Annotated in this window: 30 protein-coding genes; 17 read left to right on the top strand and 13 right to left on the bottom strand. The window is 57.6% G+C overall.

Translation table 11 applies throughout. From position 1 onward, the window contains the following. Window positions 1-15: 15 nt before the first annotated feature. A complete protein-coding gene (gene ruvA / locus GKIL_RS00330; protein ID WP_023171306.1) occupies window positions 16-636 on the bottom strand; it encodes a Holliday junction branch migration protein RuvA in 621 nt (206 codons plus the stop codon). A gap of 18 nt (window positions 637-654) precedes the next feature. Then, the gene (locus tag GKIL_RS00335; protein ID WP_023171307.1) at window positions 655-1,191 is read right to left on the bottom strand and encodes a CPBP family intramembrane glutamic endopeptidase; all 537 of its coding nucleotides are present in this window, start codon (window positions 1,189-1,191) and stop codon (window positions 655-657) included. Between the two features lie 203 nt (window positions 1,192-1,394). Here GKIL_RS00335 and GKIL_RS00340 point away from each other — a divergent pair, with 203 nt between their 5' ends. From GKIL_RS00340 to GKIL_RS24380, 6 genes are all read left to right on the top strand, one after another. Continuing rightward, entirely contained in the window at window positions 1,395-1,595 is a 201-nt protein-coding gene (locus GKIL_RS00340; RefSeq protein WP_023171308.1) for a DUF2997 domain-containing protein, read from the top strand. A gap of 27 nt (window positions 1,596-1,622) precedes the next feature. Continuing rightward, on the top strand, window positions 1,623-2,009 hold the full coding sequence (locus tag GKIL_RS00345) for a DUF1257 domain-containing protein (RefSeq protein WP_023171309.1): 387 nt from the start codon (window positions 1,623-1,625) through the stop codon (window positions 2,007-2,009). Continuing rightward, entirely contained in the window at window positions 2,009-2,455 is a 447-nt protein-coding gene (locus tag GKIL_RS00350) for a ferredoxin (RefSeq protein WP_023171310.1), read from the top strand. The genes GKIL_RS00345 and GKIL_RS00350 overlap by 1 nt, the downstream gene beginning before the upstream one ends. Before the next feature lie 92 nt (window positions 2,456-2,547). Beyond that, window positions 2,548-2,721 (top strand): hypothetical protein, encoded by a 174-nt coding sequence (locus GKIL_RS25095; RefSeq protein WP_023171311.1) that lies wholly within the window; start codon window positions 2,548-2,550, stop codon window positions 2,719-2,721. Continuing rightward, window positions 2,718-2,942 (top strand): hypothetical protein, encoded by a 225-nt coding sequence (locus GKIL_RS00355; protein WP_041243617.1) that lies wholly within the window; start codon window positions 2,718-2,720, stop codon window positions 2,940-2,942. Before GKIL_RS25095 ends, GKIL_RS00355 begins: the two co-directional genes overlap by 4 nt. 106 nt (window positions 2,943-3,048) lie before the next feature. Continuing rightward, complete coding sequence (locus GKIL_RS24380) at window positions 3,049-3,450, top strand: hypothetical protein (RefSeq protein WP_144080280.1); 402 nt, start codon at window positions 3,049-3,051, stop codon at window positions 3,448-3,450. A 297-nt stretch (window positions 3,451-3,747) separates the two neighbouring features. Here GKIL_RS24380 and brnA read toward each other — a convergent pair whose 3' ends face one another. Then, complete coding sequence (gene brnA, locus GKIL_RS00360) at window positions 3,748-3,987, bottom strand: type II toxin-antitoxin system BrnA family antitoxin (protein WP_023171313.1); 240 nt, start codon at window positions 3,985-3,987, stop codon at window positions 3,748-3,750. Next, window positions 3,974-4,237 (bottom strand): BrnT family toxin, encoded by a 264-nt coding sequence (locus GKIL_RS00365; protein WP_023171314.1) that lies wholly within the window; start codon window positions 4,235-4,237, stop codon window positions 3,974-3,976. The genes brnA and GKIL_RS00365 overlap by 14 nt, the downstream gene beginning before the upstream one ends. A gap of 142 nt (window positions 4,238-4,379) precedes the next feature. On the opposite strand from GKIL_RS00365, the gene GKIL_RS00370 reads away from it, so the two are divergent. Beyond that, entirely contained in the window at window positions 4,380-4,853 is a 474-nt protein-coding gene (locus GKIL_RS00370) for a VOC family protein (RefSeq protein WP_023171315.1), read from the top strand. Between the two features lie 72 nt (window positions 4,854-4,925). Here GKIL_RS00370 and GKIL_RS00375 read toward each other — a convergent pair whose 3' ends face one another. Beyond that, complete coding sequence (locus GKIL_RS00375) at window positions 4,926-5,618, bottom strand: tetratricopeptide repeat protein (protein WP_023171317.1); 693 nt, start codon at window positions 5,616-5,618, stop codon at window positions 4,926-4,928. Next, window positions 5,603-6,634, bottom strand: coding sequence for an NAD(P)/FAD-dependent oxidoreductase (locus tag GKIL_RS00380; RefSeq protein WP_023171318.1), 1,032 nt, complete (start codon window positions 6,632-6,634; stop codon window positions 5,603-5,605). The genes GKIL_RS00375 and GKIL_RS00380 overlap by 16 nt, the downstream gene beginning before the upstream one ends. Window positions 6,635-6,704: 70 nt before the next feature. On the opposite strand from GKIL_RS00380, the gene GKIL_RS00385 reads away from it, so the two are divergent. Continuing rightward, a complete protein-coding gene (locus GKIL_RS00385) occupies window positions 6,705-6,962 on the top strand; it encodes a NifU family protein (RefSeq protein WP_023171319.1) in 258 nt (85 codons plus the stop codon). Window positions 6,963-7,026: 64 nt separating this feature from the next. On the opposite strand, the gene GKIL_RS00390 is transcribed toward GKIL_RS00385, so the two are convergent. After that, window positions 7,027-7,338 carry a hypothetical protein gene (locus tag GKIL_RS00390; protein ID WP_023171320.1) on the bottom strand — a complete coding sequence of 104 codons (312 nt, stop codon included), beginning with the start codon at window positions 7,336-7,338 and terminating at the stop codon, window positions 7,027-7,029. Window positions 7,339-7,495: 157 nt separating this feature from the next. On the opposite strand from GKIL_RS00390, the gene GKIL_RS00395 reads away from it, so the two are divergent. The 3 genes from GKIL_RS00395 (at window position 7,496) to GKIL_RS00405 (ending at window position 10,738) form a co-directional block, all read left to right on the top strand. Next, complete coding sequence (locus GKIL_RS00395) at window positions 7,496-8,455, top strand: aspartate carbamoyltransferase catalytic subunit (protein WP_041243618.1); 960 nt, start codon at window positions 7,496-7,498, stop codon at window positions 8,453-8,455. Between the two features lie 50 nt (window positions 8,456-8,505). After that, window positions 8,506-10,029, top strand: a complete 1,524-nt coding sequence (crtD, locus tag GKIL_RS00400) for a C-3',4' desaturase CrtD (protein ID WP_023171322.1) — start codon at window positions 8,506-8,508, stop codon at window positions 10,027-10,029. A gap of 316 nt (window positions 10,030-10,345) precedes the next feature. Beyond that, window positions 10,346-10,738, top strand: coding sequence for a photosystem II complex extrinsic protein U (locus GKIL_RS00405; protein ID WP_023171323.1), 393 nt, complete (start codon window positions 10,346-10,348; stop codon window positions 10,736-10,738). Window positions 10,739-10,835: 97 nt separating this feature from the next. On the opposite strand, the gene GKIL_RS00410 is transcribed toward GKIL_RS00405, so the two are convergent. Continuing rightward, on the bottom strand, window positions 10,836-11,273 hold the full coding sequence (locus tag GKIL_RS00410; protein ID WP_023171325.1) for a hypothetical protein: 438 nt from the start codon (window positions 11,271-11,273) through the stop codon (window positions 10,836-10,838). A gap of 145 nt (window positions 11,274-11,418) precedes the next feature. Between GKIL_RS00410 and GKIL_RS00415 the strand changes: the two genes are divergently transcribed. The 3 genes from GKIL_RS00415 (at window position 11,419) to GKIL_RS22025 (ending at window position 16,202) form a co-directional block, all read left to right on the top strand. Next, window positions 11,419-12,198: an ABC transporter permease gene (locus GKIL_RS00415; protein WP_144080281.1), complete on the top strand. Its 780-nt coding sequence runs from the start codon at window positions 11,419-11,421 to the stop codon at window positions 12,196-12,198. 543 nt (window positions 12,199-12,741) lie between these two features. Beyond that, entirely contained in the window at window positions 12,742-13,974 is a 1,233-nt protein-coding gene (locus GKIL_RS00420; protein WP_023171327.1) for a hypothetical protein, read from the top strand. 176 nt (window positions 13,975-14,150) lie between these two features. Then, window positions 14,151-16,202 carry an FG-GAP repeat domain-containing protein gene (locus tag GKIL_RS22025; protein WP_023171328.1) on the top strand — a complete coding sequence of 684 codons (2,052 nt, stop codon included), beginning with the start codon at window positions 14,151-14,153 and terminating at the stop codon, window positions 16,200-16,202. Between the two features lie 12 nt (window positions 16,203-16,214). Here the strand turns inward: GKIL_RS22025 and GKIL_RS00430 are convergent, their stop codons facing one another. Beyond that, window positions 16,215-17,378, bottom strand: coding sequence for a hypothetical protein (locus GKIL_RS00430; RefSeq protein ID WP_023171330.1), 1,164 nt, complete (start codon window positions 17,376-17,378; stop codon window positions 16,215-16,217). Between the two features lie 189 nt (window positions 17,379-17,567). Between GKIL_RS00430 and GKIL_RS00435 the strand changes: the two genes are divergently transcribed. Genes GKIL_RS00435 through hslO form a run of 3 tightly spaced genes read left to right on the top strand, consistent with a single transcriptional unit; the run spans window position 17,568 to window position 20,828 of the window. Beyond that, window positions 17,568-19,334 carry an ABC transporter ATP-binding protein gene (locus tag GKIL_RS00435; protein ID WP_023171331.1) on the top strand — a complete coding sequence of 589 codons (1,767 nt, stop codon included), beginning with the start codon at window positions 17,568-17,570 and terminating at the stop codon, window positions 19,332-19,334. Window positions 19,335-19,392: 58 nt separating this feature from the next. After that, the gene (locus GKIL_RS22030) at window positions 19,393-19,863 is read left to right on the top strand and encodes a tetratricopeptide repeat protein (protein ID WP_023171332.1); all 471 of its coding nucleotides are present in this window, start codon (window positions 19,393-19,395) and stop codon (window positions 19,861-19,863) included. A 44-nt stretch (window positions 19,864-19,907) separates the two neighbouring features. Beyond that, the gene (gene hslO / locus GKIL_RS00445) at window positions 19,908-20,828 is read left to right on the top strand and encodes an Hsp33 family molecular chaperone HslO (RefSeq protein WP_023171333.1); all 921 of its coding nucleotides are present in this window, start codon (window positions 19,908-19,910) and stop codon (window positions 20,826-20,828) included. A gap of 192 nt (window positions 20,829-21,020) precedes the next feature. Here hslO and GKIL_RS24385 read toward each other — a convergent pair whose 3' ends face one another. The 4 genes from GKIL_RS24385 to GKIL_RS25100 form a co-directional block, all read right to left on the bottom strand. Beyond that, window positions 21,021-21,245, bottom strand: coding sequence for a hypothetical protein (locus GKIL_RS24385; RefSeq protein WP_144080282.1), 225 nt, complete (start codon window positions 21,243-21,245; stop codon window positions 21,021-21,023). 379 nt (window positions 21,246-21,624) lie between these two features. After that, window positions 21,625-22,461 (bottom strand): immunity 49 family protein, encoded by an 837-nt coding sequence (locus GKIL_RS00450; protein ID WP_023171335.1) that lies wholly within the window; start codon window positions 22,459-22,461, stop codon window positions 21,625-21,627. A gap of 21 nt (window positions 22,462-22,482) precedes the next feature. After that, window positions 22,483-23,334: an immunity 49 family protein gene (locus GKIL_RS23170; protein ID WP_023171336.1), complete on the bottom strand. Its 852-nt coding sequence runs from the start codon at window positions 23,332-23,334 to the stop codon at window positions 22,483-22,485. A 34-nt stretch (window positions 23,335-23,368) separates the two neighbouring features. After that, window positions 23,369-24,172, bottom strand: a complete 804-nt coding sequence (locus GKIL_RS25100) for a hypothetical protein (RefSeq protein WP_041243622.1) — start codon at window positions 24,170-24,172, stop codon at window positions 23,369-23,371. Window positions 24,173-24,288 lie beyond the last annotated feature (116 nt).

Raw genomic sequence — 24,288 nt, forward strand, 5'->3', positions numbered from 1 at the left:
TGAGAACGTTTAGAGCTATCTTTCCTCTGAGAGCCAGCTGATTGCGCTTCTAAGCCAGACTTCGGTCTGTTGTTCTTCGGCCAGGGCCGGGGCGATGGCGTCGAGGGCTTTTACGGTTTCATTTGGAGCGAAGCCCAGAGCGAGCAGGGCCATCTCCACCTCGGCGTAGATGCGGGTGTCAGCTTTTGCCCCGACGGCGGCGATGCCCGCCTCCTCGCGCCACTTAGAAAGGCGGGTGCGCAGTTCGAGGGCGAGGCGTTGGGCGGTCTTGGCACCGATGCCGGGGGCGAGGGCGAGGGCACGGGTGTTGCCCTGGAGGATGGCCTGGACCAGTTCGGTGGGAGCAAGGGTTTCGAGGAGCGCCAGGCCCATGCGTGGCCCGATGCCGCTCACCGAGATGAGCTGATCAAAGAGTTCGCGCTCGCTCGCTTCTAAAAAGCCAAATAGCTGCATCGCGTCCTCGCGGACGATGAAGGCCGTAAAAAGCTTCACCTCCTCGCCGATGCGCGGCAGTTGCCGGACGGTGCGGGCATGAATCCAGACGCGGTAGCCGACGCCGCCCACCTCCAGCGTCGCCCAACTCTGGCCGCTGCGTGGACCGACTTCGACAAGCTGGCCGCGCAAAAAGCTAATCACAACTACCTCCGCCCTTTTTCATGTCTGGCGCACGAGCTTGGGCCAGAGCAGGCACGACAGCCAGTTGATCAAAATATGAGCGACGACAGGCACCAGCAGATTGCCCGTAACGAGCATCGCCCCCCCGAGTAGAAGGCCGATGAGCGTCGCCCAGAGCGCGTAGGGCCAGTGACGCCAGTCCCAGATATGGAGCAGACCAAAAAGCACGCTGCTGGCAACAAGCCCGATCGCCGGCAGGGCCACCCCCCGAAAGAGCAATTCCTCGCTCAAGCCGGGCAGCAGTCCGAGCCAGAGGTAATCGAGGCGGCTTAGAGGAGCGAGCACCATTTCCATATATTGAATGGCGCTCTCGCGGTAGGCGGGCCACAGCTGGTAGACCAGCAGGCTGAGGAGACTGATCGCCACTCCCACGCCGACGCCCTGCAACAGGGCTGTCCAGCTGAAGGCAATGGCCAGGTCGATCTGCGCCAGTGTCCGCCAGATCTGAGCCACCAGCAACAGCACGAGGGCGGTGAGGGCCAGAACGAGCAGAACCTGAGAGCGCGAAAGGATCATCGTGAGCAAATACACAAGCCGATCGAGACGATCTTAATCCCTCCAATGCCTGCTTTTTGGTAGAACGCGTGGGCCTGTAGCTTCCTCCCTCTGTCGCTTGACGGCGAATAATTCTTAGGAGACCATGACTACTAACTCGTCTTGTTCTTTACAAGCTAGATCGCCTCTGCTGTCTGTCCTGTCTGCTGGTTTTGTTGCACACCATGGAACAAATCGAATTCATCATCCATCCTGATGGCCGCGTCGAGGAGCGCGTCGAGGGGGTCACAGGCAATAGCTGCTCGGAGCTGACCCGCTCGATCGAGCAGGCGCTGGGCCACACCTGTCATACGCAGCTCACCGCCGAGTACTACCAGCAGGCGCAGGTGTCTCAGTCATTGTGGAATACTTTTGAACCTCACTGAATCTCGAAGAGCCGCAGGAGCCTACCCATGTCCCATTTTTCCCAAATCAAGACGCGCATCCGCGATCTGGATGCCTTGCAAAAGGCCCTGGCCGATCTTGATATTGTCTGTGAGCGCGGCAATGTCACGGTACGCGGCTATCGCGGCCAGACGCGCCCGGCTCATCTGGTGATCCGCCAGGAAAACGGACACGATGTCGGATTTGTCTGGAACGGCCAGGAATACGAGCTTGTCACCGACGTGCAGTTCTGGCAGCAGCGCTGGACGCTGGAACGCTTTTTGGGCAAGGTTTCCCAGCGCTATGCCCTGCACACGGTTCTAGCCGAGTCGGCTCCCAAGGGCTTTAACGTCGTTACCCAGGAAAATCGTGAGGACGGCACGCTGCGGCTGGTGCTCCAGCGCTGGAACGGCTGATGAGCGCGGAAGAACCGGCAGCGATCCGCTCGGGCTACGAGCCAGAACTGGGCGGTGTGCTGCGCTCGGGCCAGGCGCGCTCCGGTTACGAGCCGGAACTGGGCGGGATGTTGCGCCAGAAGGCGGTCTACGTCGATGAGATAACCTGCATTGGCTGCGGTCACTGCGCCTACGTGGCGCGGGGCACCTTTTATCTAGAGTCCGAGTATGGCCGCTCGCGGGTGATCAATCAAGACGGCGACGACGAAGACCGCATTCAGGAGGCGATCGACTGCTGCCCGGTCGATTGCATCCACTGGGTCGGTTATACCGAGCTACCGGCGCTCGAAGAAGCGCGGCGCTTCCAGCAGATTCCGGATATTGGCCTGCCGCCCACCGCCCACAAGCTTAGACCCCGACGACCGGTCAGCCGCAAGCCGAGGGTCCAAAAAGCCGAGGGACGCTAGCCCGTCTGCTGCCTTGCAGGCTTGAACTTGCACAGCAATTCTACCCCTGGCTGCCGCTATCCTGGCCACCAAGCGGGTTAATTCTCACTCACATGGCCGGCCTGTTCGCCTTGAGTGACCTGCTGTTGCTGATCGCCATTTCTCTGCCCGAATCTGCCAGCGATGCTGTGCGAAAATTGAGGCAAACCGCCGTTCTCAGCTCTGAGCAGGTAGACACCGCTCTGCTCAGCATCGAGCAAGTCAAACGCACCTGGAGATTGCCATGAGCGAAAAGACAACTGACACTCAGCCCTGGAGGCCAGATGAGCAGGCTCGTCAACAGCTAAGCGAACAGCTACGGGCGGCTAGCGCGGGCTTGCGCCAGAGCAGCGCAGCCATCCAGCAACTGATCGATGAGCTGGAGCGCTGCCGGGCGGACAGCCCTCTTGGTCGCTACCATGCCCGCCGCCAGCGTGAAGCGCAAGCAAAACAAGCTGAGACGGCATGAGCGGCACCGCCGGCTCAGTGCATCTAGCAGGGGAGCACGGTTGATTAGCACAATGCAGACAGGATCTAAGGAGGTTTTGTGCAACGCAAGAGACAGGGGGGATGGTGTGCCTTTTGAAGCTGTAGCGACTGAGCTAAAGTTTTTTAATGAGGCTCAAGCGAGTAAACCCTATTCCAGCCGAGTTCACATCACTGAGAATGAGATTCAAAGATGGAGTGTCCTGAGCGCTCAGTCACGTACAGTTATGTTTGACCAAATAGCTACCTATCTGGCGCGCAGCTTCCATAACTCTAAACTGAGCTTTGAATCTTGCAACGCAATCATGAATGATATTTACGGCGTGATAATCTCGGCGGGTGAAAGTCCTCCAGCCCTATTTTTAGAGATTTACCTCGCATTTGACGAAGGGGAGCACTACCACAACGACAGGCGCGATGAAGATCCTGCTTTAGTATATACAAGATCAAGAATTGCTCAGATTCTTGAGGGTTTGTCATCGTCACCGTAGATCTTGAACTGATCTTTTCAGTATCGAATCAAAAGGGAGACGTTAAATGTCTTTCCAAGGATGCGATAGGTCGAGTTACTGCCGATGGTTGAGCAAAGATTACAAGCAGTGCCAGAGAGTAGTGAGTCGATGACCAACTTGGCGAATATTTGCCTGGTCCTACAAAGATTGACCGTTACCCAGCCTGCCTCCGAAACCTCTTGACAACTTTACGAATCAGTTCTGAAACAGTGGGGGTAAAGTTCTACAGCCTCACCGAGCATGCTGAAGGTCAGCAGGCAGACCCTCTATCGAGCGCTACGGGCCGACTAGACCCCTGCTCTTCAAGCCCTCTGCGATCCAAAGCTTGATAAGAGACTGGCGCGTAACACCCAAGCGGTTTGCTTCTCTATCAAGAGACTTCACCATCCAATCGGGAAAATCTACATTGACCCGTTTTGTGCGGAGTCCTGGACGGCTCGCTTTACTGATATCAAGCATGGCCGTCATGTCCTGATCAGTATCATCAAAATGCTGGTCAAAATCAGATGCTTTCATAAAGTTCTATCTCCTCAATTCTTGAACGTCTCACCGAGATCAAGCGGATGCGGTCATCGCGGTAGGTGATTACGGCTGACCAGTGTTTGTTACCGATTAAGCCAATGATCATATTACGGGGCTCGTCTATCGTTTTTGCTGGAATCTCAAGATAGGCGGAATCTTCCCAGATGGCTTGTGCCTCATCGAAGGAAATCCCATGCTTGATCTTGTTTGCCGCGCTTTTGGCATCGTCGAATTCAAACTCCATGAACCCAGGTTGGCCTTAATGGTATAGAAATGCAACAAAAATTATACTGCTAGTGTAGCTTTTGCCTGTGTCATTGAAAAGTCCAAAAATGACAGAACAGGAACGCCAGGCTGAGCGCTAACTGACTACAGGAGCAGAGAGCATGATCAAACATTTTGACCACGTTACCGTCGTAGTACAAGATGTCCGGGCGGCCCAGCAGTTTTTCGGCCTGCTGGGGTTCGAGGAAGACAAGTCTGTCGTGATCGCGGGCCCAAAGTTCTCGGCCTATATGGGAGTAGACGGCATTGAGGCCGAACACGTCACGCTCGTCCTCGCCGATGTCTCACCGCGAACAGAAGTGCAATTACTGAAGTACCACCATCCGCATTTTCTCCCCGACCCGGCGATCAGCAATCTTACCAAACTGGGGTTCAACCACGTCTGCTTTGCCGTGGACGATCTGGAGGCTGAGGTGGCAAGGCTTGAAGCGAGGGGCGTCCAACTTCGCAACGAGATTATGGACTTTCATGGGCGAAAACTGGTCTTTCTTTGGGGACCGGAGGGCATCACTGTGGAGCTGGCGCAATGGGTCGAAGCCGCACGTAGCGCCGAAGCAGGCACTGCAGCTAGCTGATTTGGAACTGGAAAACTGGACACCGGGCCAGGTTATGTGCCTGCTGCGGTGGAGATGACTTTTATATCACTCTCAAGGCACCTCGACCCCGAGAGCTGCAAGGCGGCGGCGGCCTTCGGCGCGCAGTTGGGCTGTCGGGGCGGAAACATAAAATTCGCGCCAGAGCTGAATTGCCCGCTCGCGGTCATTGCTTGCGTTATAAAAAGCGGCGGCGTTGTCGCGCATGACGGCGGGTGCGCCCGGTTCGCGGGCGGCCCGCTCGAAGTAGGCGGCGGCCTGCCGGTAGTGGCCCAGGTGCCGAAAGGCGACCGAACCCGCCAGCCGCCAGAGATACCAGCTACCGGGCATCCCGAGAGCGTCTGCTCGACCAGGGTTGCGCTTTGCTGCCGCCGTCAAAATAGCGATCGCCTCTTTGGGAGCGCCCATCTGCTCGGCGACGGCGTAGTTGGCCTGAGTAGCGGCAAAGATAAACGCCGGGTCGAGGGCTGTGATCGCCTGAATGTACTCGGCACTGAGACCATAGCCGCTTTTTTTGCGCGCCGCGACATCGCCGAAATACTGGACGTACTGCAGCCAGAGCCAGTCGGCGAGCAGGTTGCGCCAGCCAAAAGCCCGAGAATGGAGCACGAACGGAGCCGGTAGCCGGGTGGGCTGATTGATTCCAGCGACGCGATCGGATGTCGGTGTCAGGCTGGGCCGCTGCAACCAGAGGACAGCCAGACCAAAGCTACAGGCGACCAGCAGCAGCCCTAGCGATCGAGGCATTGCAGGAGCGCCCGACCGGCGGCCTCGCCAGAAACAAAAGCGCCCTCTACCCGCGCCCCCGCGCACCAGCAGCCGGCCATCAGCAGTGGAGCGGGGGTATGAATGGCCAGAAAGTTCTCTTTGAGCGGGTTGTCGGGCATTGCGTAGCGCCAGCGGTGCAGCTGTACCCACTCTGGCTGGGCCAGATCGAGGGGCGTGTAGGGGGCAAGCCGCTTCGCACAGTGGTGCAAGATCTCGCCGGTCGTTAGCTCAGAGTCCGCCTCAAGAAATTGATGACTGAATTCGGGCTGAGCGTGGAGAACAAGGGTGAGAGAGACCGGATGCAGGCGCTTGGAAGAATCCACCGCGCTCCAGGCAAGAATCGGATCGTCCTCCCAGCGCAGGGCAACCGGCAATTTATCCGGCGGCACCGGGCCGTAACCGGCGATGAGCGCCAGACAGGGCTGAAAATCGACGGTGCTGGCCGGGGCAAAGGCAGGATCGTCGGCAAAGTCATCGGCGATGACGAGGCTCTGCGCCGGCGGAGCGGTGAGGAGCACAGCGCGCGCCTCCTCGCACGCGCCGTTCTCGGTGTGGACCTGCCAGTGGCCGCTATCGGTGGGGGCGATCGACTGCACCCGGTGCTCGAGGAGGACTTGCAGATCCTGCGCTAGATGTTTGGCGAGGGTACTCATCCCCGCCGGGCAGACGTAGCGCGGCGAGCGGTGCTCAGCACTGGCGGCTTCGAGGCTGCCGTCCGCCTTTAGAGTCGGTACGCTCTCGATCCAGACTGCTACTTCCTTTTGGGCGATGAGGGGGGCGAGAAAGGCGCGAAAAGTGTCGCTGCGGCAGGTAAAGTACTGGGCACCGTGATCGACGGACACCGTTCCGTAGGGCGTCTCGACCCGGCGGGTCGCGAGGCGGCCACCGACTCCCCGCGACTTTTCGAGTAACTTAACTTTTAGACCGGCTCGCCTGAGAATACGGGCAGCAGCCAGTCCAGTAATCCCTGCCCCGACGACGATCACATCTTCCATCTCCCCAGCCTACCCCCCGAAAGCCGCTGCCAGTGGCACTAAGATGAGAAGGGGAAACAGGAGAGATGGCATGAAAGACACTTTTGAGGACGAAGCTCTCGAACTCAACCGCGAGAACGTTGAACTGGTGCTCGACGAGATGCGCCCTTATCTGATGTCCGACGGGGGCAACGTCGAGCTGGTCGAAATCGAAGGGCCGATCGTCAAACTGCGCCTGCAGGGTGCCTGCGGCTCCTGTCCCAGTTCGACCTACACGCTCAAGTTGGGCATCGAGCGCCGCATGAGAGAACTGATTCCTGGCGTCGCCGAAGTCGAGCAGGTTCTTTGATCAGCGCAATCTACGCACTAAAAAGGCTCCCGTAACTGGGAGCCTTTTTGTCAAAGCCGGGGCATTAGCGGCCACAGGCGGCGTTGTTTTGGAGATGCTGTACACCGGCACCCGCTGCCGCTCCGACGACAGCACCGGTAAAGCCGCCGAGCAACAGACCGCCCACACCGCCGTAGGCAGCACCCTTGGTCACGCTGTCCTGCTTGGCTTCGCCCCGACAGGTATAACTTCTTTCGCCGCGCGACTCGGCTCGATTGGAGCTGACGCGGGCGCGCTCGGTGTGTCTTTCTTTGGCCTGACCGGGCTGGGCAAGCATCCAAGCATTCAGACCGAAGCCCATCGCCAGAGCTGTGATTACTGCAATCGTTTTGCGCATATCGGGAACCTCATCGCACAATCCCATCATAAAGAATTCTTGAATTTTGTACCTGTGTCCCACGGCATAGGCACGAGGAGCCAGTGGCTGCACCGTGCTGGCCCAGGAGCAGGCGGCGTATACTGAGCAGGCCGATTTTTGCGTCCGTCGTCTACTCATGGTCTGGACCCGCCGCCACATTCTCAGTCTGAGCGATTTCAGCTTCGTTGAATACGCCCTGGTTCTCCAGACGGCGGGTAGCTTCCAGCAGGTGCTCGCCCGGCCCAACCGCAAGGTGCCCACCCTGCAGGGGCGGATCATCGTCAATCTGTTCTTCGAGCCTTCGACGCGCACGCGCTCAAGCTTCGAGCTGGCGGCGAAGGCACTCTCGGCGGATGTCGTCAACTTCAGCCCGTCTACTTCTTCCCTCACCAAGGGCGAGACGATCTTTGACACCACCCGCACCTACCTGGCGATGGGCATGGATATCGTCGTCGTCCGCCACAGCCTGAGCGGCGTTCCGCAGAGCATCGCCCAGGATCTCGAACAGCTGGGCAGTCCCGTAAGTGTGATCAACGCCGGCGACGGCCAGCACGAACATCCGACCCAGGGGTTGCTGGATCTGTTTACCCTCTGTGCCCTGCTCGATCCGCACGATCCACGCCCCGAACTGCTCGCAGGCAAAAAAATTGCGATCGTCGGTGACATTCTCCACTCGCGGGTGGCGCGATCGAACCTGTGGAGCCTTGTCACCTGTGGCGCTGATGTCCACCTCGCCGGTCCCCCGACCCTGTTGCCGGCTGAATTTGCCCAGTTCGGCGTCACCCTGCACCACCGGCTTGAACCAGCCCTCGCGGGTGCTGACTTTGTGATGACCCTGAGGTTACAAAAAGAACGGATGGGGGACTATCTGCTGCCGAGCCTGCGCGAGTACCACAGGCTCTACGGCATCACCCGCGAAAAACTTGCCCACTGCCGGCCTGAGGTGCGCGTGCTCCATCCCGGCCCGGTCAATCGGGGCGTCGAACTCAGTTCCGACCTGCTCGACGATCCACGATTGAGCCTCGTCTCCCAGCAGGTGGCAAGCGGTGTCGCCGTGCGGATGGCCCTGCTCTATCTATTGGGCGGTGGCCGATAATCGCCGCCTCTTGCCGAACACCCCGCCACCGACAAAACTGGACGTATGCGATGCCAGAAAAGATGATGGACCGTCCCTCGCGCGACTGCCAGGTGGTGGTGATTGGAGCCGGGATCGGCGGACTGACGGCGGGCGCACTGCTCGCAGCCCGTGGCTTCGACGTGCTGGTACTGGAGCAGGCGTTCGTGCCGGGCGGCTGCGCCTCGACATTCAAGCGGCGCGGCTTTACCTTCGATGTCGGCGCGACCCAGGTGGCGGGACTGGAACCGGGTGGCGTCCACGAGCGGGTCTTCCGCGAACTGAATATCGAACCGCCGACGGCCACACCCTGCGATCCGGCCTGCGCGGTCTATCTGCCAGACGAAACAGAAGCGATCAATGTCTGGCGCGATCCGGTGCGCTGGCGGGCAGAGCGCTCCCAACACTTTGCGGGCAGCGAGCGCTTCTGGGCCAAGCTCGACCAGCTGTTTGAGCTGAGCTGGGACTTTAATCAGCGCGAACCCCTGCTCCCGCCGGTCAACCCCAGCGACTACCTGGCCCTCGCAGGCAAGCTCCGGCCCCGGACGTTGCTGACGGCCCCCTACGCCCTGCGCACGGTGGCGGATGTGCTCAAGGACTATCGCCTCACAGGCGACCGGCGGCTGCGCCGCTTTCTTGATATGCAGCTCAAGCTCTACTCCACCGCCGAGGCGGACCAGACCGCTGTGCTCTACGGCGCAGTCTCCCTGGGCCTCTCCTGCGAGCCCCACGGTCTATTTCATCTCGAAGGCAGTATGCAGGTTTTGAGCGAGCGGCTGGTGGAGGGGCTGCGCAAGTACAAAGGACGGCTGCTTACCGGCCAGAAGGTGCAGGCGATCCGCACCCAGCAGGGCAAGGCTGCCGGGGTGGTTGTCTTTGACCGCCGCCGCGAGCGGGAGTGGGAACTGCGGGCCGCTCAGATCGTGGCGAACGTGCCGGTCTGGAGTCTGCCGGATCTGCTCGGGACGGTGCTGCCGGTGCGCTATCGCGAGCAGATCGACAAGCTGCCGGAAGCGCCGGGAGCCTTCGTGCTCTATCTCGGAGTGCGGGAAGAAGCGATCCCATCCGGTTGCCCGCCCCACCTGCAGTTTCTCTACGACCTCGACGGACCGGTGGCGGAGAACAATTCGCTCTTCGTCTCGGTCAGCCGTCCCGGCGACGGTCGCGCCCCCGAGGGCCACAGCACGATCATCGCCTCCAGTTTCACCAATGCCAGAGCCTGGATCGATGCTCCCGACTACGAAGCGATGAAGGCGGCGTACACCGAGACGGCGATCGACAGACTGGCGAGCTACTTTCCGGACCTGCGCGAGCAGATCGTCCACGCCGAAGCGGCCACCCCGCGCACCTTCCAGTTCTATGCCGGTCGGCCCTACGGCTACGTCGGCGGCATCGGGCAGCGGCCCAACCACTTCGGCCCCTTCTCGCTCTCCAACCGCACCCCAATCGCCAACCTCTGGCTGGTGGGAGACAGCACCTACCCCGGCGAAGGAACGGCAGGGGTCAGCTATTCGGCCCTCAACTGCGTCCGCTTGCTCGAAAAGCACGCCCGCTGAAGGGCGCGAGCAGGAAGGCGATTTTTTGATCGCACACTTTTTATAGATAGAAGTGCTGACACTCCATCGGCCCCGCCGCCGCGCCTGCGCGTCTGAAATAGCCCGGCAATAGTCATCACTTACCTGTGCGTCTTCTGCACATGTCCATTCAATCTAATGCAAAGTTGGTTCTTCTACATTGGCGCTGGTATTGATCAGCATAGATGGCCCGAGTTTTAGAGTTTCTACATTTCAATTCCATCTATATCAAGGAGGACACTAAAGTCATTTGCGAGAGATACTGCGATTGGAAACCAGTTTGGAAGGAGAAAGTCTAATGCAGCATCATGCCCGCAAGATGAGCGCCCTCGCTGTCAGTGGAGCGATTCTTCTGGGAGTGTGCACAGCGGTTCTCGCCCAGACTACGACCAGTGAACCGAGTACGACCACCACTACCCAGACGCCGGGTGCGCGGACGGCACCGAGCACGACCACGCCAGGCACAAGCCCGGCTCCAGCGGCCAGAACCTTGAACCTCAACGCCGTCACCGTCGCCCAACTGGTCCGCGCCGGTCTCGATCAGCCCTCGGCACAGCTCATCGTTCAGAACCAACCCTACAGCAAGCCAGAGGATGTCCTCGAGGTCAAAGGGCTCTCGGATCGAACGAAGGCGGCTCTCAAAGCAAACATGGATATTTTGAGAGCTGAACCAGCACCTTCTGCAAAATAGCGCCTGTTTCTATCTTGAATAACTGTCGAAAACAACCGATGTGCGTCGTGGGATCTGAATAACTTTTCAGATCCCACGACGCACTTGATCGATCCTGTCAGGGCTGGGTAGTAGTCGAGCCTACTCCCGAAGCTGGCGTGCCCACCTGATTTGTACTTGGAGTAAGTGTATTACTTGGGGTCAGTGTGGTCGTCCCCGTGGTCGGAGCGGCAGTGACCGAAGGCTGAACGCCAGAGTAGGTGCCCGTGGCATAGCCGCCGGAAGCTGGATTCAAGTTGCCGCCCTGGCCGGAGTACACGCCGCCGGAGACGGGGCTGCTGCTGCTGGGCAAATTGGGACCCGCGTAGACCGGTGGGGAAGCGGGCAGGTTGCTGCTCGGATTGAGTATGCGCGGGGTAGTCGTTGTGCCCGTGGTGATTCCGGTGGTGGTGCCGCCGGTAGTGGTCGTAATCTGGGCACCTGCCGGTAGGAGCAGGCCGCTGCTCAACCATCCACCAGCGATCACCGCCGTCAATAGCATCAGTGAGCGAGTCATCGAGCGCCTCCTTGTCAGTTCTTTTATAGTAACAATATCTCGGTTTCTCACATCCTTCCCGTGGGTGAGATTGGCAGCAGCGAGACGATCGTTTCGCGCCTGTGGCGGGGCATCTTAGTAGAAAAACGACTGGGGGCGAGAAGGGGTGAGCACGGTTCGGGTTATGGCGGTGGCGGTCAATGTCTTCCGCGAGTCGGTGCGTGACCGCGTGCTCTATTTGATTGTCCTGTTTGCAGTGCTGCTGCTATTGGGAGCGCGGCTGCTGCCGGATCTCAGCGCCGGGGCAGAGTTCAAGCTCATCCTCGATCTGGGTCTGGGGGTGATTCACCTGTTCGGTCTGGTGGTGGCTATCTTTCTGGGAACCAGCCTGCTCTACAAAGAAATCGAAAAGCGCACGATCTACCTGCTCATCGCCAAGCCCCTCGATCCGGCAGAATTTATCCTCGGCAAGCACCTCGGCCTGGCGGCGGTGCTCGCAGTGCTCATCGCCTTGATGAGCCTCTGCTTTGCTGCCGTGCTCGCGATAGGCCGTGTACCGGCGGGCGGCCTCGCCGCTGCCCTGGGCCTCTCCGTCGCCTTTGGCTATCTCGAACTGCTCGTGATCGTCGCGGCGGCGCTCTTTTTTGGCAGCTTTACCAGCCCCGTACTCGCCTCGATCTTCACGATCTCGCTGTATCTGGTGGGCCACTTTACAGCGGACCTGCTCAACCTGGGCCGATTGTCCAAAAACGCCTTCAGCGCCCAACTCACCCAGTTTCTCTACCTGATACTGCCGAATCTCGAGCGGCTGAACCTGCGCAACGGTGCTGTCTACGGCCAACTGCCCCCTCCTGGTGAACTGGCGCTCTCGGGGCTTTACGCCCTTTTGTATACCGGCCTGCTCTTGAGCCTCGCAGTGCTCATCTTTGCCCGGCGCGAGTTCTAAAAACGTATTTGCCCCAGGAAACAGCTTCTGCCGTTCGTGGAATTTTCATTTACAAAACAACAACTAAAGTATTCGGTGCGCAAATTAACCGGTAATCCGTGAAATGTGCTTCAACCCAGGCTTATTTGCAATGAAGGCGATACTTGCAACCGTCAAATGGTATTTTATTATACACTTTTAACGCAAATAAAATAGCTAAATATCAGTAATTTTTTAACCTATTTGATATAGATTTTTCTTAAAACGGTACGCTATAGATTCAAACAAAGAAATGCTACTAATTCCTGTTCATTCACTCTGGCGGTGGGCATGAAATTCATCAGTCTCTGACGAGTACAATCCTTGCCTGGACTGTATTTTAGCGTCAAGTGCAGGTTGTACAGGTGGATTTTTCCCTGACTCTGGCTTTGTTGAAAAGAAACGACGAAGTGAAAAAATAGCGATATTCCGTGTGAACAGTCAACTTTTTATTGACAGATTCTTAGATACGCTGGTAGGCTGTCTTCAGCGTTCCTTCCTGATTTTCTAGCAGTACTCTTCCCCATGAAAACATCATTTTCCTGGGCGCTATTGTTGCGCTCACAACGCTATTGGGCCGCCGGTCTGGTTGTTGTGATCGGTGTTGCTGCCGGCAGCGTCGGAGTTGCTGCCCGAGCCGATGTGCTCCAGGACATCCTTACCTCCGATCCGGCGGTCGATATGGTCGATGAAGAATTCGATCAGACCAACGACCAGTTTGCCTGGGTCGAATCGACCTCCAGGGGGAAGGGCCCCCTCTGGTTGGGCAAAGTCGATCCGAAGACGGGCGAGTTTGTACCGCCGACGGGCAAGGCGCTTCAGGTCGATACCGACGCCCTCACGCTGCCAAAAGTTTTCAACGGAGCCGAATGGGCCTTCGCCAACAACGACAGCCTCGGCAATGCGATCGTCTACACCAAATCGACCGACAAGGACAAGGCGCTGGGTGTCGCCACCTTCGACGGCAATGTCTGGACCCCTTCGGTGCTTGCCAACAGCACCGGCAGCCAGGGACCGATTGGCAGCAGGGACAACAACGATACAGCGCCGCGCATTTTTTACTTCAATACCGATCCTCTCACCAAACAAAAGGTCGCCAAGTGGCGCGAAATTTATAACCCAGCCACCGAGGCGGTTGTCCCAAATGTCGATCCGCCCGGTGGACGCTGGGTGGAGGGCCTGCGCGCCGTCATCTATCCGACCCAACTCAGCCGCAAAGAAAAACAGATCTTTATCTACTACGTCGATACCGGTGTCTCTGAACAGGTCACCTTCGACGCCGGTGAGAAGATTACGCCCTTTATGTGGAAGGCACCGGAATTTGGCGACGACTACCTCGTCATGACGGTCATCGACAACGTCAGTGTCGGTATCTATCGCAAGCTCAACGGCAGCTGGCAGCAGATCAACAACCTGCTGATTCCCTCGACGAGCAAGCCCTACGTCAGCTCCTCCGAGCCCTTCACTTACAACGGCAAATCCTACCTGTTTGGCCTTTCCCAAGACGATCCCAATCCAAAAAGCCTCAGTGCTCTGTCGGATGTCTGGGTAGCTGCCATCGATCCGGCGAACCCTTACTACGCCAAAGTCAGCGACTCCACCGATCAAAAGCGCCGGGATCCTGAGGTTTATATCACCTGCCAGGGTCCTTATATCTACTTCCAGCGTCCCAATCCCTCTGACAGCAGCAAGTCGTCGATCTACCGGGTACCGGCCAGTCTGGGCATCCCCCGCGAGCCGCCGCCGCGCTGCAACTGACACGGAGATTCAGGTACCAGCAGCGCTCTTTGTCTGAAAAGTCCTTTTGAGCAAGTGCTCCAACGCCCTCAGCCAACCCCGGCATTCTTCCAGTGCAGGGGCTTAACGCTGAGCATCATCCAGCACACCTTCGGTTGTTTGCTTCCTTCCACAACCTGCAACAAAAAGGGTGGTCTATGCTCTCCTTCCGATGTCTTTTTGGTAGCCATCGCCGTCCATCTCTACGCCTGCCGCTGGCAGTCGCTCTCGCAGCGAGCGGGCTGCTGGCAGCCTTACCGGCCTGTGCCCAGACCGCCGCCAACACGATCGTCTCCGATCCACGGGTGCAGCTATTCGACCTCGAATTTGATCAACCGTCGGCGCGATTTGCGTACAGCAGCTCCACCGATGGCAGTGTCTGGCTGGGCTACGTCAATCCGACCACGGGCGATCTTTTACCGTCTTCTGGCCAGGGAACGCTCATTGGAACGCAGGCAGAAAGTCCGGTCGAAGCCTGCAACGGGCCGGAATGGGCCTACAGCAATCAAGGGCCGCAGATCGTCTACAACAAAGTCCTCAACGGCTATGCGAATCTGGCCCGCACCCTTAAAATGGGCGATCTTTGGAACGACGAGGCGCTGGTAAACGGGTTAAATGGTGTCGGTCCAGTAGGAAGTAAGGACCGCAACGATCCGAGGCCGCGCATCTCTTATGCTGGAGCGGGTTTTTGTGGACCGCCCGCCACCAAGAGCATAGATGCGGGCGGCGGCATCTACTGGCGCGAGATCGCCGATCCTTCTACAGTGCATCAAATTCCCCTCGCCAACGCCCAGGGGGTGCGCTGGGTGCCCGGCGCGACAGTCGGCCAGCGCTCGCTCGCTGTCTCTGCCGCTGTGGTGGGTCCAGATGGCAAGAAGTACCGTCAGGCTTTTCGCTACTGGATCGATACGGGAGTCGCTGAGCAACTCACCTCGGATCTAAGCGATCACAACAGCGTCTTTTTCTGGAATGCCCCTGAATATAACAACGAACTGCTCTTTTTTACCCTGATCAACGATCAGGCCGCCGCCGTATACCGCCAGATCAACGGTGTCTGGACCAACATCTACACCATCAAGTCGCCCGATCCGAGCAAACCCTACATCGAGTCTCCGGAGCCTTTTACCCACAACGGCAAGTCCTATGCCTTTTATGTGGTCAAAGACAACTCAGATTCGACCAACAAAGATGCTCCCTCCGAGATCTACGTGGCGAACATCGATCCATCCGCTCCCCTCAACCGCAAAGTCAGTAGCGATCCACCGGGCGATCCGCTGAGCGGCAAAAAAGTCCGCAAAGATCCCGAAGTGTTTGTTACCAAACTGGGACCGGTGATCTTTTACGCCGCTGCCTCCGGGCTGGATCTTAACGGCGACGGTCAACCCGATCAAAATGCGGTGATCTGGAAGGCGGACACCGGCCTCGGCCCACCCCAGCCCAACGACTTTAACGGCGACGGCAAATCCGATATTCTCTGGCGCAACGCAAATACGGGAGCAAATCGGATCTGGTTGATGAACGGTGCCACGCGCCTCTCGACTGCCAGCCTGCCGACGATCGCCGCGAGCACTTACTTGCTGGTCGGCGGGAGCGCTGATTTTACTGGCGATGGCCGGGCCGATATCTTCTGGCACAACCCGGTGAACGGCACCAATATTCTCTGGAAAATGAGCGGTACGGCGGTGGTGCAGACGATCAATCTCTACACCAGCCCCGATCTGGTATGGGAGGCCGCCGCCACGGGCGACTTTAACAGCGACGGCGCAACGGACATTCTCTGGCGACGCAGGGACACCGGTGAACTTTCGGTCTGGCTGATGGACAACACGACTTTTGTTTCTGCCGTGCATCTGCCCGCCAATCCTGGTCTTGACTGGAAAGTGGGTGGTACTGGCGATTTTAACAACGATAGCCAGACCGATATTGTGCTCCGCAATTCTAAGACCGGTGCCAACCAGATCTGGTTGATGAACGGCACGAACCGTACCGGCACCGTGGCCCTGCCGACGGTGGGCGATCCCAACTGGGCGATGCGCGGGATCGCCGATTACGACAACGACGGCAACCTCGACATTCTCTGGCGCTACCAGGGGACGGGTACCCTCCAGGGTGCCGTGCAGTACTGGAAGATGAACGGCGTCAATTACACTGCCTCCGTCAGTCTGCCGACCGACGCTGACCTCAATTGGACGATCATTGGGCCGCGCTGAACTGCCAACCGCTCACTGCGCCGGACCAAGTCCAGTATCCGCTCGATAAATGGGGGTGCTATCGTCAGTGTTAATAACCTGGAAATAGATAGATGGTCCCTGAGCAGTGACGAACACTTCCGGATCTTTGCGCACCCGCTCAGTATTGTCGCTTACCCGACGATAAAAGGGGTTGACAGCATCGATGCCAGCTAGCCAGATTTCGGAAGGAACCGTGCGACTGGCAGCGTTAGAGGAGGTGGACGTCACCATGTAGATGTAGGACTTGCCGTTGTGAACAAAGTACTGGGGTGAGGAGATAAAAGGACCAGCAGAAGGCGGCTTGATATCGAGAACTTTTGACCATATGCCCGTGAACTTGCGGTAGATGCTGATAGTTTTATCGTCTGCCTGGACAAAGCAAACATACTGGCTGTACTCCGGGGCATTCCAGCAGTAAACAGCCGCTTTTTTGCTCGAAATGGCTGCGACCGTGTCGATCGTTTTTTGGTCGGTGTCATAAACAATTGCTGAGGCGGAGCGATCGGCGCTCTCGGTCAGGCTGATCGAGCGCTTGCCCATCACCCACACATCCCCCGCCGGACCGGAACCCGGAATAGTTTCTTCGGTCGAAGCATCGTTGATCTCGCGCCACTGGCTCACCTGAGAGCCGTCTGAGAGTTTGGTGGTGTAGGACATGCGGGGTTTTGGATCGCCCGGATCGAGGCTGCCGATTGGGGCAGAGCGGCCACTGCTGTTGGGCAAAAGTTCGCCGCTCCAGAGGCCACCTACCTGTTGAGCCAGGGCAATGGCCGGTCGTCTGTTGGCGTCGTACTTGCTGTAGACGATCTGGGAACCACTGCTGGTGAGCACCCATTCTGGTCCATTCAAAATACCGCGACCCACCGGCACGGCTCCAGGATCGACACTGATTCCTTTGGCTGAGGAGGGCACAAAAGCGCCGGTAACTGGATCAACGCCGCTCACCCAGAGGGTGCCGGATTTATCTGTCCAGGTAAATTGAGCAGTGGCCTGATCAAACTCGGGATCGACAACCTGAGCATCAGGATCCGATACGAGAATATCCTGTTGAGATTGAGCGCCCGCAGGCAAGCGATATGAAGTAAAAAGTGCCGCAGATGAGAGCACGACAGCAGCAAATCCCAGGCGAGCAAAGCGATAGTTCAGGAAGGCCATTTGCCTGTTACCTTAGAAGAATAAGGCTATATTACTACAGCTTTTATAACTTGCGACTTGCAAGACTAACTGCTCCTGACATTCTGCAGGCACCGGCGGGTGGATTTACCCTGGTCGTCTTTGCCCACTGCGGACGGCAGAAGATGACGGTTCGCTCATAATTAATAAGGAGCCTTACTGGAAGTGCGGATGGCAGAATCGAACGGGCCGGGGCTGGGGCAACGCCGAAACTGGGAGCTGATCAGGCGCGTCTCCCCTTTCGCCCGCAGGCAGTTGCGGCTTTTTGTGCTGGCGCTGGTGCTATTGCCGCCGCTGGCGGCAGCCAACGCCGTCGGGCCAATTCTTATCCAGCGGGCGATCGATGGCCCAGCCCACACAGGCGATCTGAGCGGGCTGCAGTGGATCGCTCTGCTGTACGGCGTCACGGTATTTGTCCGGCTCGGCCTGCAGGCGTGGCAGGGATACCTGCTGCAGCAGGCGGGCCAGCGGATGACGGCTGAGATTCGATCGGAGCTATTTGCCCACGTCACGCGCCTCTCGATCAGCTACTTCAACCGCACGCCGGTGGGCAAGCTGATCACCCGCCTTACCAGCGATGTCGAGGCGCTGGGGGAGGTCTTTTCCACAGGCGGCGTCGGCATCCTGAGCGATACGGTCTCGATTGTGATCGTGGCCGCCTTTATGTTCAGCCTGCGCTGGGATCTGGCGCTATTGGTGACGCTGCTGCTGTTTCCGATTACAGCGCTCGCCATCTGGTTTCAAAAGATCTACCGCGACGCCAACCTGCGCGTGCGCGAGATGCTCTCTACCCTCAATGCCCAGCTGCAGGAAAATCTGGTGGGCGTGAGCGTCGTGCAGATGTTCCGCCGCGAGGAGCGCAACAGCGAGCAATTCGACGAGGCCAACCGCGAGTACATCCGGGCGGTGGACGAGACGATCCTCTACGACTCGGCCCTCTCAGCGGCGATGGAGTGGATCTCACTGGTGGCGATTGCCGGGGTGCTCTGGTACGGCGGCGGCCAGGTGCTGCAGAACGCCCTCACCTTCGGTACCCTGGTGGCCTTTATCCAGTACGCCCAGCGGCTGTTCGACCCGATTCGCCAGTTGGGCGAGCGCTTTACCTCGATTCAATCCGGCTTTACGTCGCTGGAGCGAATCACGGGCATCCTCGATGAACCGATCGAAATCAAGGACCCCGTGGTTCCTGAGAGCCTGCCGACCGATGGCTCCGGCGAAGTCGTCTTTCAAAACGTCTGGTTCGCCTACAAGCCGGGCGAGTACGTGCTCAAAAATGTCAGCTTCACGATTCGCCCCGGCCAGACTGTCGCCCTCGTCGGTCCCACCGGCTCCGGCAAGAGTACGATCATTCGCCTGCTGTGTCGGCTCTACGAACCTACCCAGGGCCGGATCTTGATCGACGGCGTCGATATCAGCCAGATCACCCAGGAGGAGTTGCGCCGCCGCATCGGTGTCATCTTGCAGGAAGGGTTTCTTTTTTCTGGCGACATCCGCTCCAACATTGCCCTGGGCGAGACTTACAGCGACGGGCAGATCGTGCAGGCGGCCCGCTCGATGAACGTCGATCGCTTTATCGAGGAGTTGCCGGAGGGTTATAAAACCGAAGTGCGCGAGCGCGGCAACAACCTCTCCGGCGGCCAGAAGCAGCTACTGGCCTTTGCCCGCGCCGCCGTGCGCGATCCAAAGATTTTAATTCTCGACGAGGCCACCGCCTCGCTGGATGTGGGCACCGAAGCGCTCGTCCAACAGGCACTGGATCGGCTACTTAAAAAGCGGACCTGCATTCTCATCGCCCACCGGCTTTCGACCATCCGCAACGTCGAGCGCATCCTGGTGCTGCGCAGAGGAGAGCTGATCGAAGACGGCAGCCACGAGCAACTGATGGCGATCCACGGCCTCTACGAGAGCCTCTACAAGCTGCAGGCACTCACTGCCTGATAGCTGCGACAGCTTTGCAACTGGCCGGATAGTCTGGAGGTAGTAAAAAATCGCTGCGATGCGCCCATTTTCGTTGCCTGTGATTTTGCTGACCCTTGCGCTCCTGGTCGTCCCCGCCGGGGCGATGCCTGCCCGGCCCCTGCTTGTCGCCCAGTCTGTGTCCCTCGGGGCGGGCGATTATATCCAGCGCGGCATCGATCGCGCCAGCCACAACGACGTGCGCGGCATGAACGAAAACTTTGACAAGGCGCTGCAGCTTGCTCCCAACTCCTATCAGGTCTACGTGCAGCGCGGTTATGCCCGCGCCATGCTCAAAGACTACAAGGGGGCGGTGGCGGACCAGACCGCAGCGCTCCGGCTCAAGCCGGATGTGGCCGAAGCCTACGCCAACCGGGGCACCTCCCGCTACCGGCTGGGGGAGCGCGAGCAGGCCCGCGCCGACTGGCGCAAGGCCGCTCAGATCTTCCGGCAGAAGGGAGCGGACGAGCAGGCCGAGCAACTTGAGGCGGTGCTGCGGCAGTACAAATAATTGCACAATAGTAAAGAGTGTGTAACTTTCCGTAAAGGGTTTTCATGGCGGATCAACTGGTACGGGCGACGGCGGCGGACGGACGGATCCGGGCTGTGGGGGTGCTGACGACGCGCCTGACGGCGGAAGCGCGCGAGCGCCACAAACTTTCTTACGTTGCGACGGCGGCCCTCGGGCGGACGATGGCGGCGGGGCTGCTGCTCGCTTCCAACCTCAAGCAAGGGACGGCGCGGGTGAATCTGCGGGTGCAGGGCGACGGCCCTCTAGGCGGCATCCTGGTCGATGCCGGAGCGGACGGCACCGTGCGCGGCTACGTCAAACACCCTGAAGTCGAATTGCCCCCTTCGCCGAAGGGCAAGCTCGACGTCGGTCGGGCAGTCGGGGCGAACGGCTTTCTCTACGTGGTGAAAGACCTCGGCTACGGCTATCCGTTTTCGGGCACGACCGAACTGGTGAGCGGCGAAATCGGCGACGACATTACCCACTATCTGGTCACCTCCGAGCAGATCCCTTCGGCTTTGCTTTTGGGTGTTTTCGTCGGAGCGGAGGGCGTCGAGGCGGCGGGTGGATTGCTGTTGCAGGTGATGCCCGGCCCGGCGGGCGAGGAGGACGAGCAACTCGCTTCTACCCTCGAAGCGAGGCTCGCCAAGATCGAAGGCTTTACACCCCTGGTGCGCCAGGGCAAGCGCCTGCCGCAGATCTTTTCTGAATTGCTCGAAGATCTGCAGCCGCAGATTTTCGCGGATGTGCAATTGGTGCGCTTCCACTGCCAGTGCTCCAGCGAGCGGGTGCTGCGGGCACTTAAGCTGATGGGCGAGGCTGAATTGCTCGACATGATCGAAAAGGACGGCGGCGCGGAGGCGACCTGCCATTTTTGCAATCAGGTCTATCAGGTAGGAGCAAACGAACTGGAAGATCTGGTCGAACAACTGCGCAGCGAACGGGAGGCGTCTGCCCAGGAGTAGTCAGTCCTTAGTCCCTTGCCTGGACAATGCCCGCTTGCCTTCAGCTCCGGCAGGTCCAGGGGCTCAGTATTAACGTCAGTTCGGGATAAGGAAAGGCGGTCCAATAGGCTGAAATTACTACAAACCACACCCAGGAGGGTCTGTCACCCCGTCAAATATTCTCCATATCTGGATTGGCTCAGCAAATCATTGCTATGGTGCTTGACCACGTTCACCAGATCTGGTGACGAGTTCTTCTAAAAGATCTGCTGCAACTTGTGCAGGTATCCCTGAAATTGGGATTTCTTTATTGTTTTCTGTTTTATCAAGTCTGCTAAGCAATAGCATCGCCGCAAATGCAATAGAACGCAAATTATGACCGGGCAGTGGAGAGCGATAGCGGTATGGAATCACGAGCTTGGGCTCGCGTCGCAACATGTTGCTAATTCTTTTCTCATCCCACTCAAGATTATCTCTCAAGAAATCCGAAAGCTATGCTTCCCGTTTTCCTTGCTTAAATGCTTCGGTTAAACGTTGACTTTCTTCCCTCATAAACTGGGCCTTATGGTATTCATGGTCAACTAACTGATGCCTTTTTTAGCACCTTATGATTTCTCGGAACTGGTCACGGAGTAGAGTTCAAATCAAACTGTTTCACCTCGACACCGCCCATTTTTGATCTCACTGTTGCAACCTGAGTCGATGTTGTAGATGTACGTGTTGTCTCAAAGGGTGCCTGTACTTTCACACGGCTCGTCTCCGGTTCTGACAAATGCTCCAATAGTCTCACTTGCCCTTATGACTCGCATCTCTTTAGCTAACCACTAAACTTGGCAGTTATCGCCGACATCGGCAGATAGGGCGACTCGACCTTCACCTGCTCGCCCGCCTTGAAAAAGATCGTCGCCAGCCCAAGCCCGAACACCGACAACCAGCCGCGCGGGTTCTCCCGACGACCCGCCGCGCCCCAGTAGTCCTTGTGAATCTCTAAATGCCGCAACAATGCCGCGTTAAAACCAGCACTGTCCCGTGCCAGCAAAGCTGCCAACAGATGCACTTCACTTCTTCTAAGACGCAGAGCATCCTGGTTCGATTCGGCTGCTGTCTGCTCTACTGCCTGCAAGGCCAATTGCCCTCTTCTAGATTGCATCGGCTGACGTAAAGCAAAACTGCGCAGAGCTTTGACACTCAAGAGCGCATACTGGGGACTGGCTGTACTCGATTGCTCTAGTATCTCCTCTGGATAATCGAGCAACGTCTCCATCTGCATGTCCCGCCGCGCCACTACCGCCAGACAAAACGCCTCGATCCAGTTGCGGGCGTTGGTGAGAGTGGTTGGTCCGGTTGTCGGTAGCCGTGTTTCGTTGTTGGAGACGTACACAAAGAGCTTGACGGCTCCTGCGGGTTGCTTGGCGAGGCGCAAGATGTCAGTCATGGCCATTGCCGCCGTGTCCAGGGCGTAGAACAGTTCTTGAGCATCGGGTTTGAGCAGAGCAAGACAGCCGGCGATAGCAAGAGAAGCGCTGTAGATGCTCTCAAGAGTGTTCTGTTTGTCAGCTTCGAGTGCTTGCCTGGCAGCCTGCAGCCGCTGCTGAGACTGTTCTAGCAGGGCCGGAAGGTTGTCTAGTTTAGCAGCATGATGAGGAACAAGCATGAGAATAGAGGCGAATGAAGTTCAGACAGAGACAGCACACTTACCGCGTACAAGCGACAGCGGCAGATAGTCAGACTCGACCGTGACGCTCATGCCTTGCTCATAAGCAAGACCAGCAAGAGCAAGGTAGTTATAGGCCAGGAAAGCTGTCGCGTTCAGTCGCCCATCGTCATCCGTTGTCCAGAACTTGTAATGGTATTCCAACGCTTTTGTCAGGGCTTTGTCGAAGCCTTGCTGGTCTTTGGAGATGAGGTTGTAGAGCACATCTATTTGAGAGACACCAATCAAGTACAGATAGTCTTCATCAAAACACTGAATCTTGTCTGGTTTGGCCGTTTTGATAGCAGCAGTAAGATGTTGAGCAGCATCTTTGCTTTTGCCTTGCCAGTAGCTTTGCAAAGCACAAATGTAGCTGTAAAAGAACTCGTCCACTTGGGTACTGGATTGGCGAAGAACAGACAGAGGGATGCGGCAGAGAGTATCGAGAGCATCCAGGTTACGGCAGATGACAGCGAGATAGAAGCCTAAACACCAAGTACCCCCGTCCGTGTAAGAGTTAGGTCCAGTAGTAGGCAATGTTACTGGTGGTCCATCACCAAGAGTAACGGTCAGTTCAGTCTCAGCAGTAGTAGCTAGTACGAACAAAGCAACTGCCGCTTGCACACCAAGGCGGAGTGCAGCACAAATCTCAGGTGATTCTGGTTCGAGTACGGCTGTGTAACCGGCGTATGCTTGTGCTGAGAACAACAGTGTCTCAAGTGCATTAGGATTCTGTTTAGAACTTACAAGCATAGATTCCATGAGTCGCTTGGTTCTTAATGCTTGTTTGCGAACAAACTCAATGTTCAAATCATTGCGAGCTATTACCGCCATATATTCAGCCTCACAGAGTAGCTACAGCCTGGTTTCATTTCTGCAGATTGAACTCGCTTATCTTAGCATTTCTTGCTGTCGATGTTCCGTTCTTGGCGTCAATAGGTACTTGCACCTTCAAATATTGCACATCCCCTGACTTACTTGCGTTCAATAACTCTTCTCCAATATCCTCACCTTTGAAGTACATGTTCTTTGCAACATCTTCAAAATATCTGGAGCTACCTTGCTCCGCACGACCAGTGCTTGTCTTCCGGCTTCCCAGGGTGCTCGTTCCACCTTTCGACTCGATGACTACGAACTTGTCCTTGCCGTCCTCGCCCTTTACCTTCCACACCTGATCAAAGTCGCCCGACTGCGATTTTTCTCCCAGACCCTGCTTGCTGGGATCAGGATACACGACTTCGGCATTTTCGCCATACGTCTTCTGCATGTACTCGCTCGATGCCTCTTCTGCGACTTTGCGGCTGCGCTCGTTAACCTGATAGCCTGCTTTGGCAGCCTCGTTCTGTTTTTGATTGGCCAACTCTTCGTTGCCTGCTGCTTCGGCTTCTTTCTGTTCTTTGATCGCCTGATCTCTTCTGTCTATCCATTCATCTCTTTCTTCTGCCAGACCGGTGTAACGCTCTGACTCTTCTAAGTTGAAGGGAACGTCCTTGCTGCCTTCTTTGTAGCTGGCAGGAAAGTCTACTTGATCACTTCTCGGTTCCAGTTTGCCTTTGACGACATCGTACTGGGGCAGGTTCTCCGGCTCTCCAGCATAGCCAGGGTTGCGGTCAAGGCGCAGGTTGCCGCCTTCCTCCATCACCCAGCGGTAGCTGTAGCGGCTTGCAATCATCGGAGGCCGGACCTGCAATAACGGCTTCCTCGGGCCAGGATTAAATGCAACTGGGGAGCGATCCCGGCCAGAATTAATTGCAACTGGGCCTGCAATCATCTGCCCTCGGCCTGCAA

Source organism: Gloeobacter kilaueensis JS1, from assembly GCF_000484535.1.
Lineage (GTDB): Bacteria > Cyanobacteriota > Cyanobacteriia > Gloeobacterales > Gloeobacteraceae > Gloeobacter > Gloeobacter kilaueensis.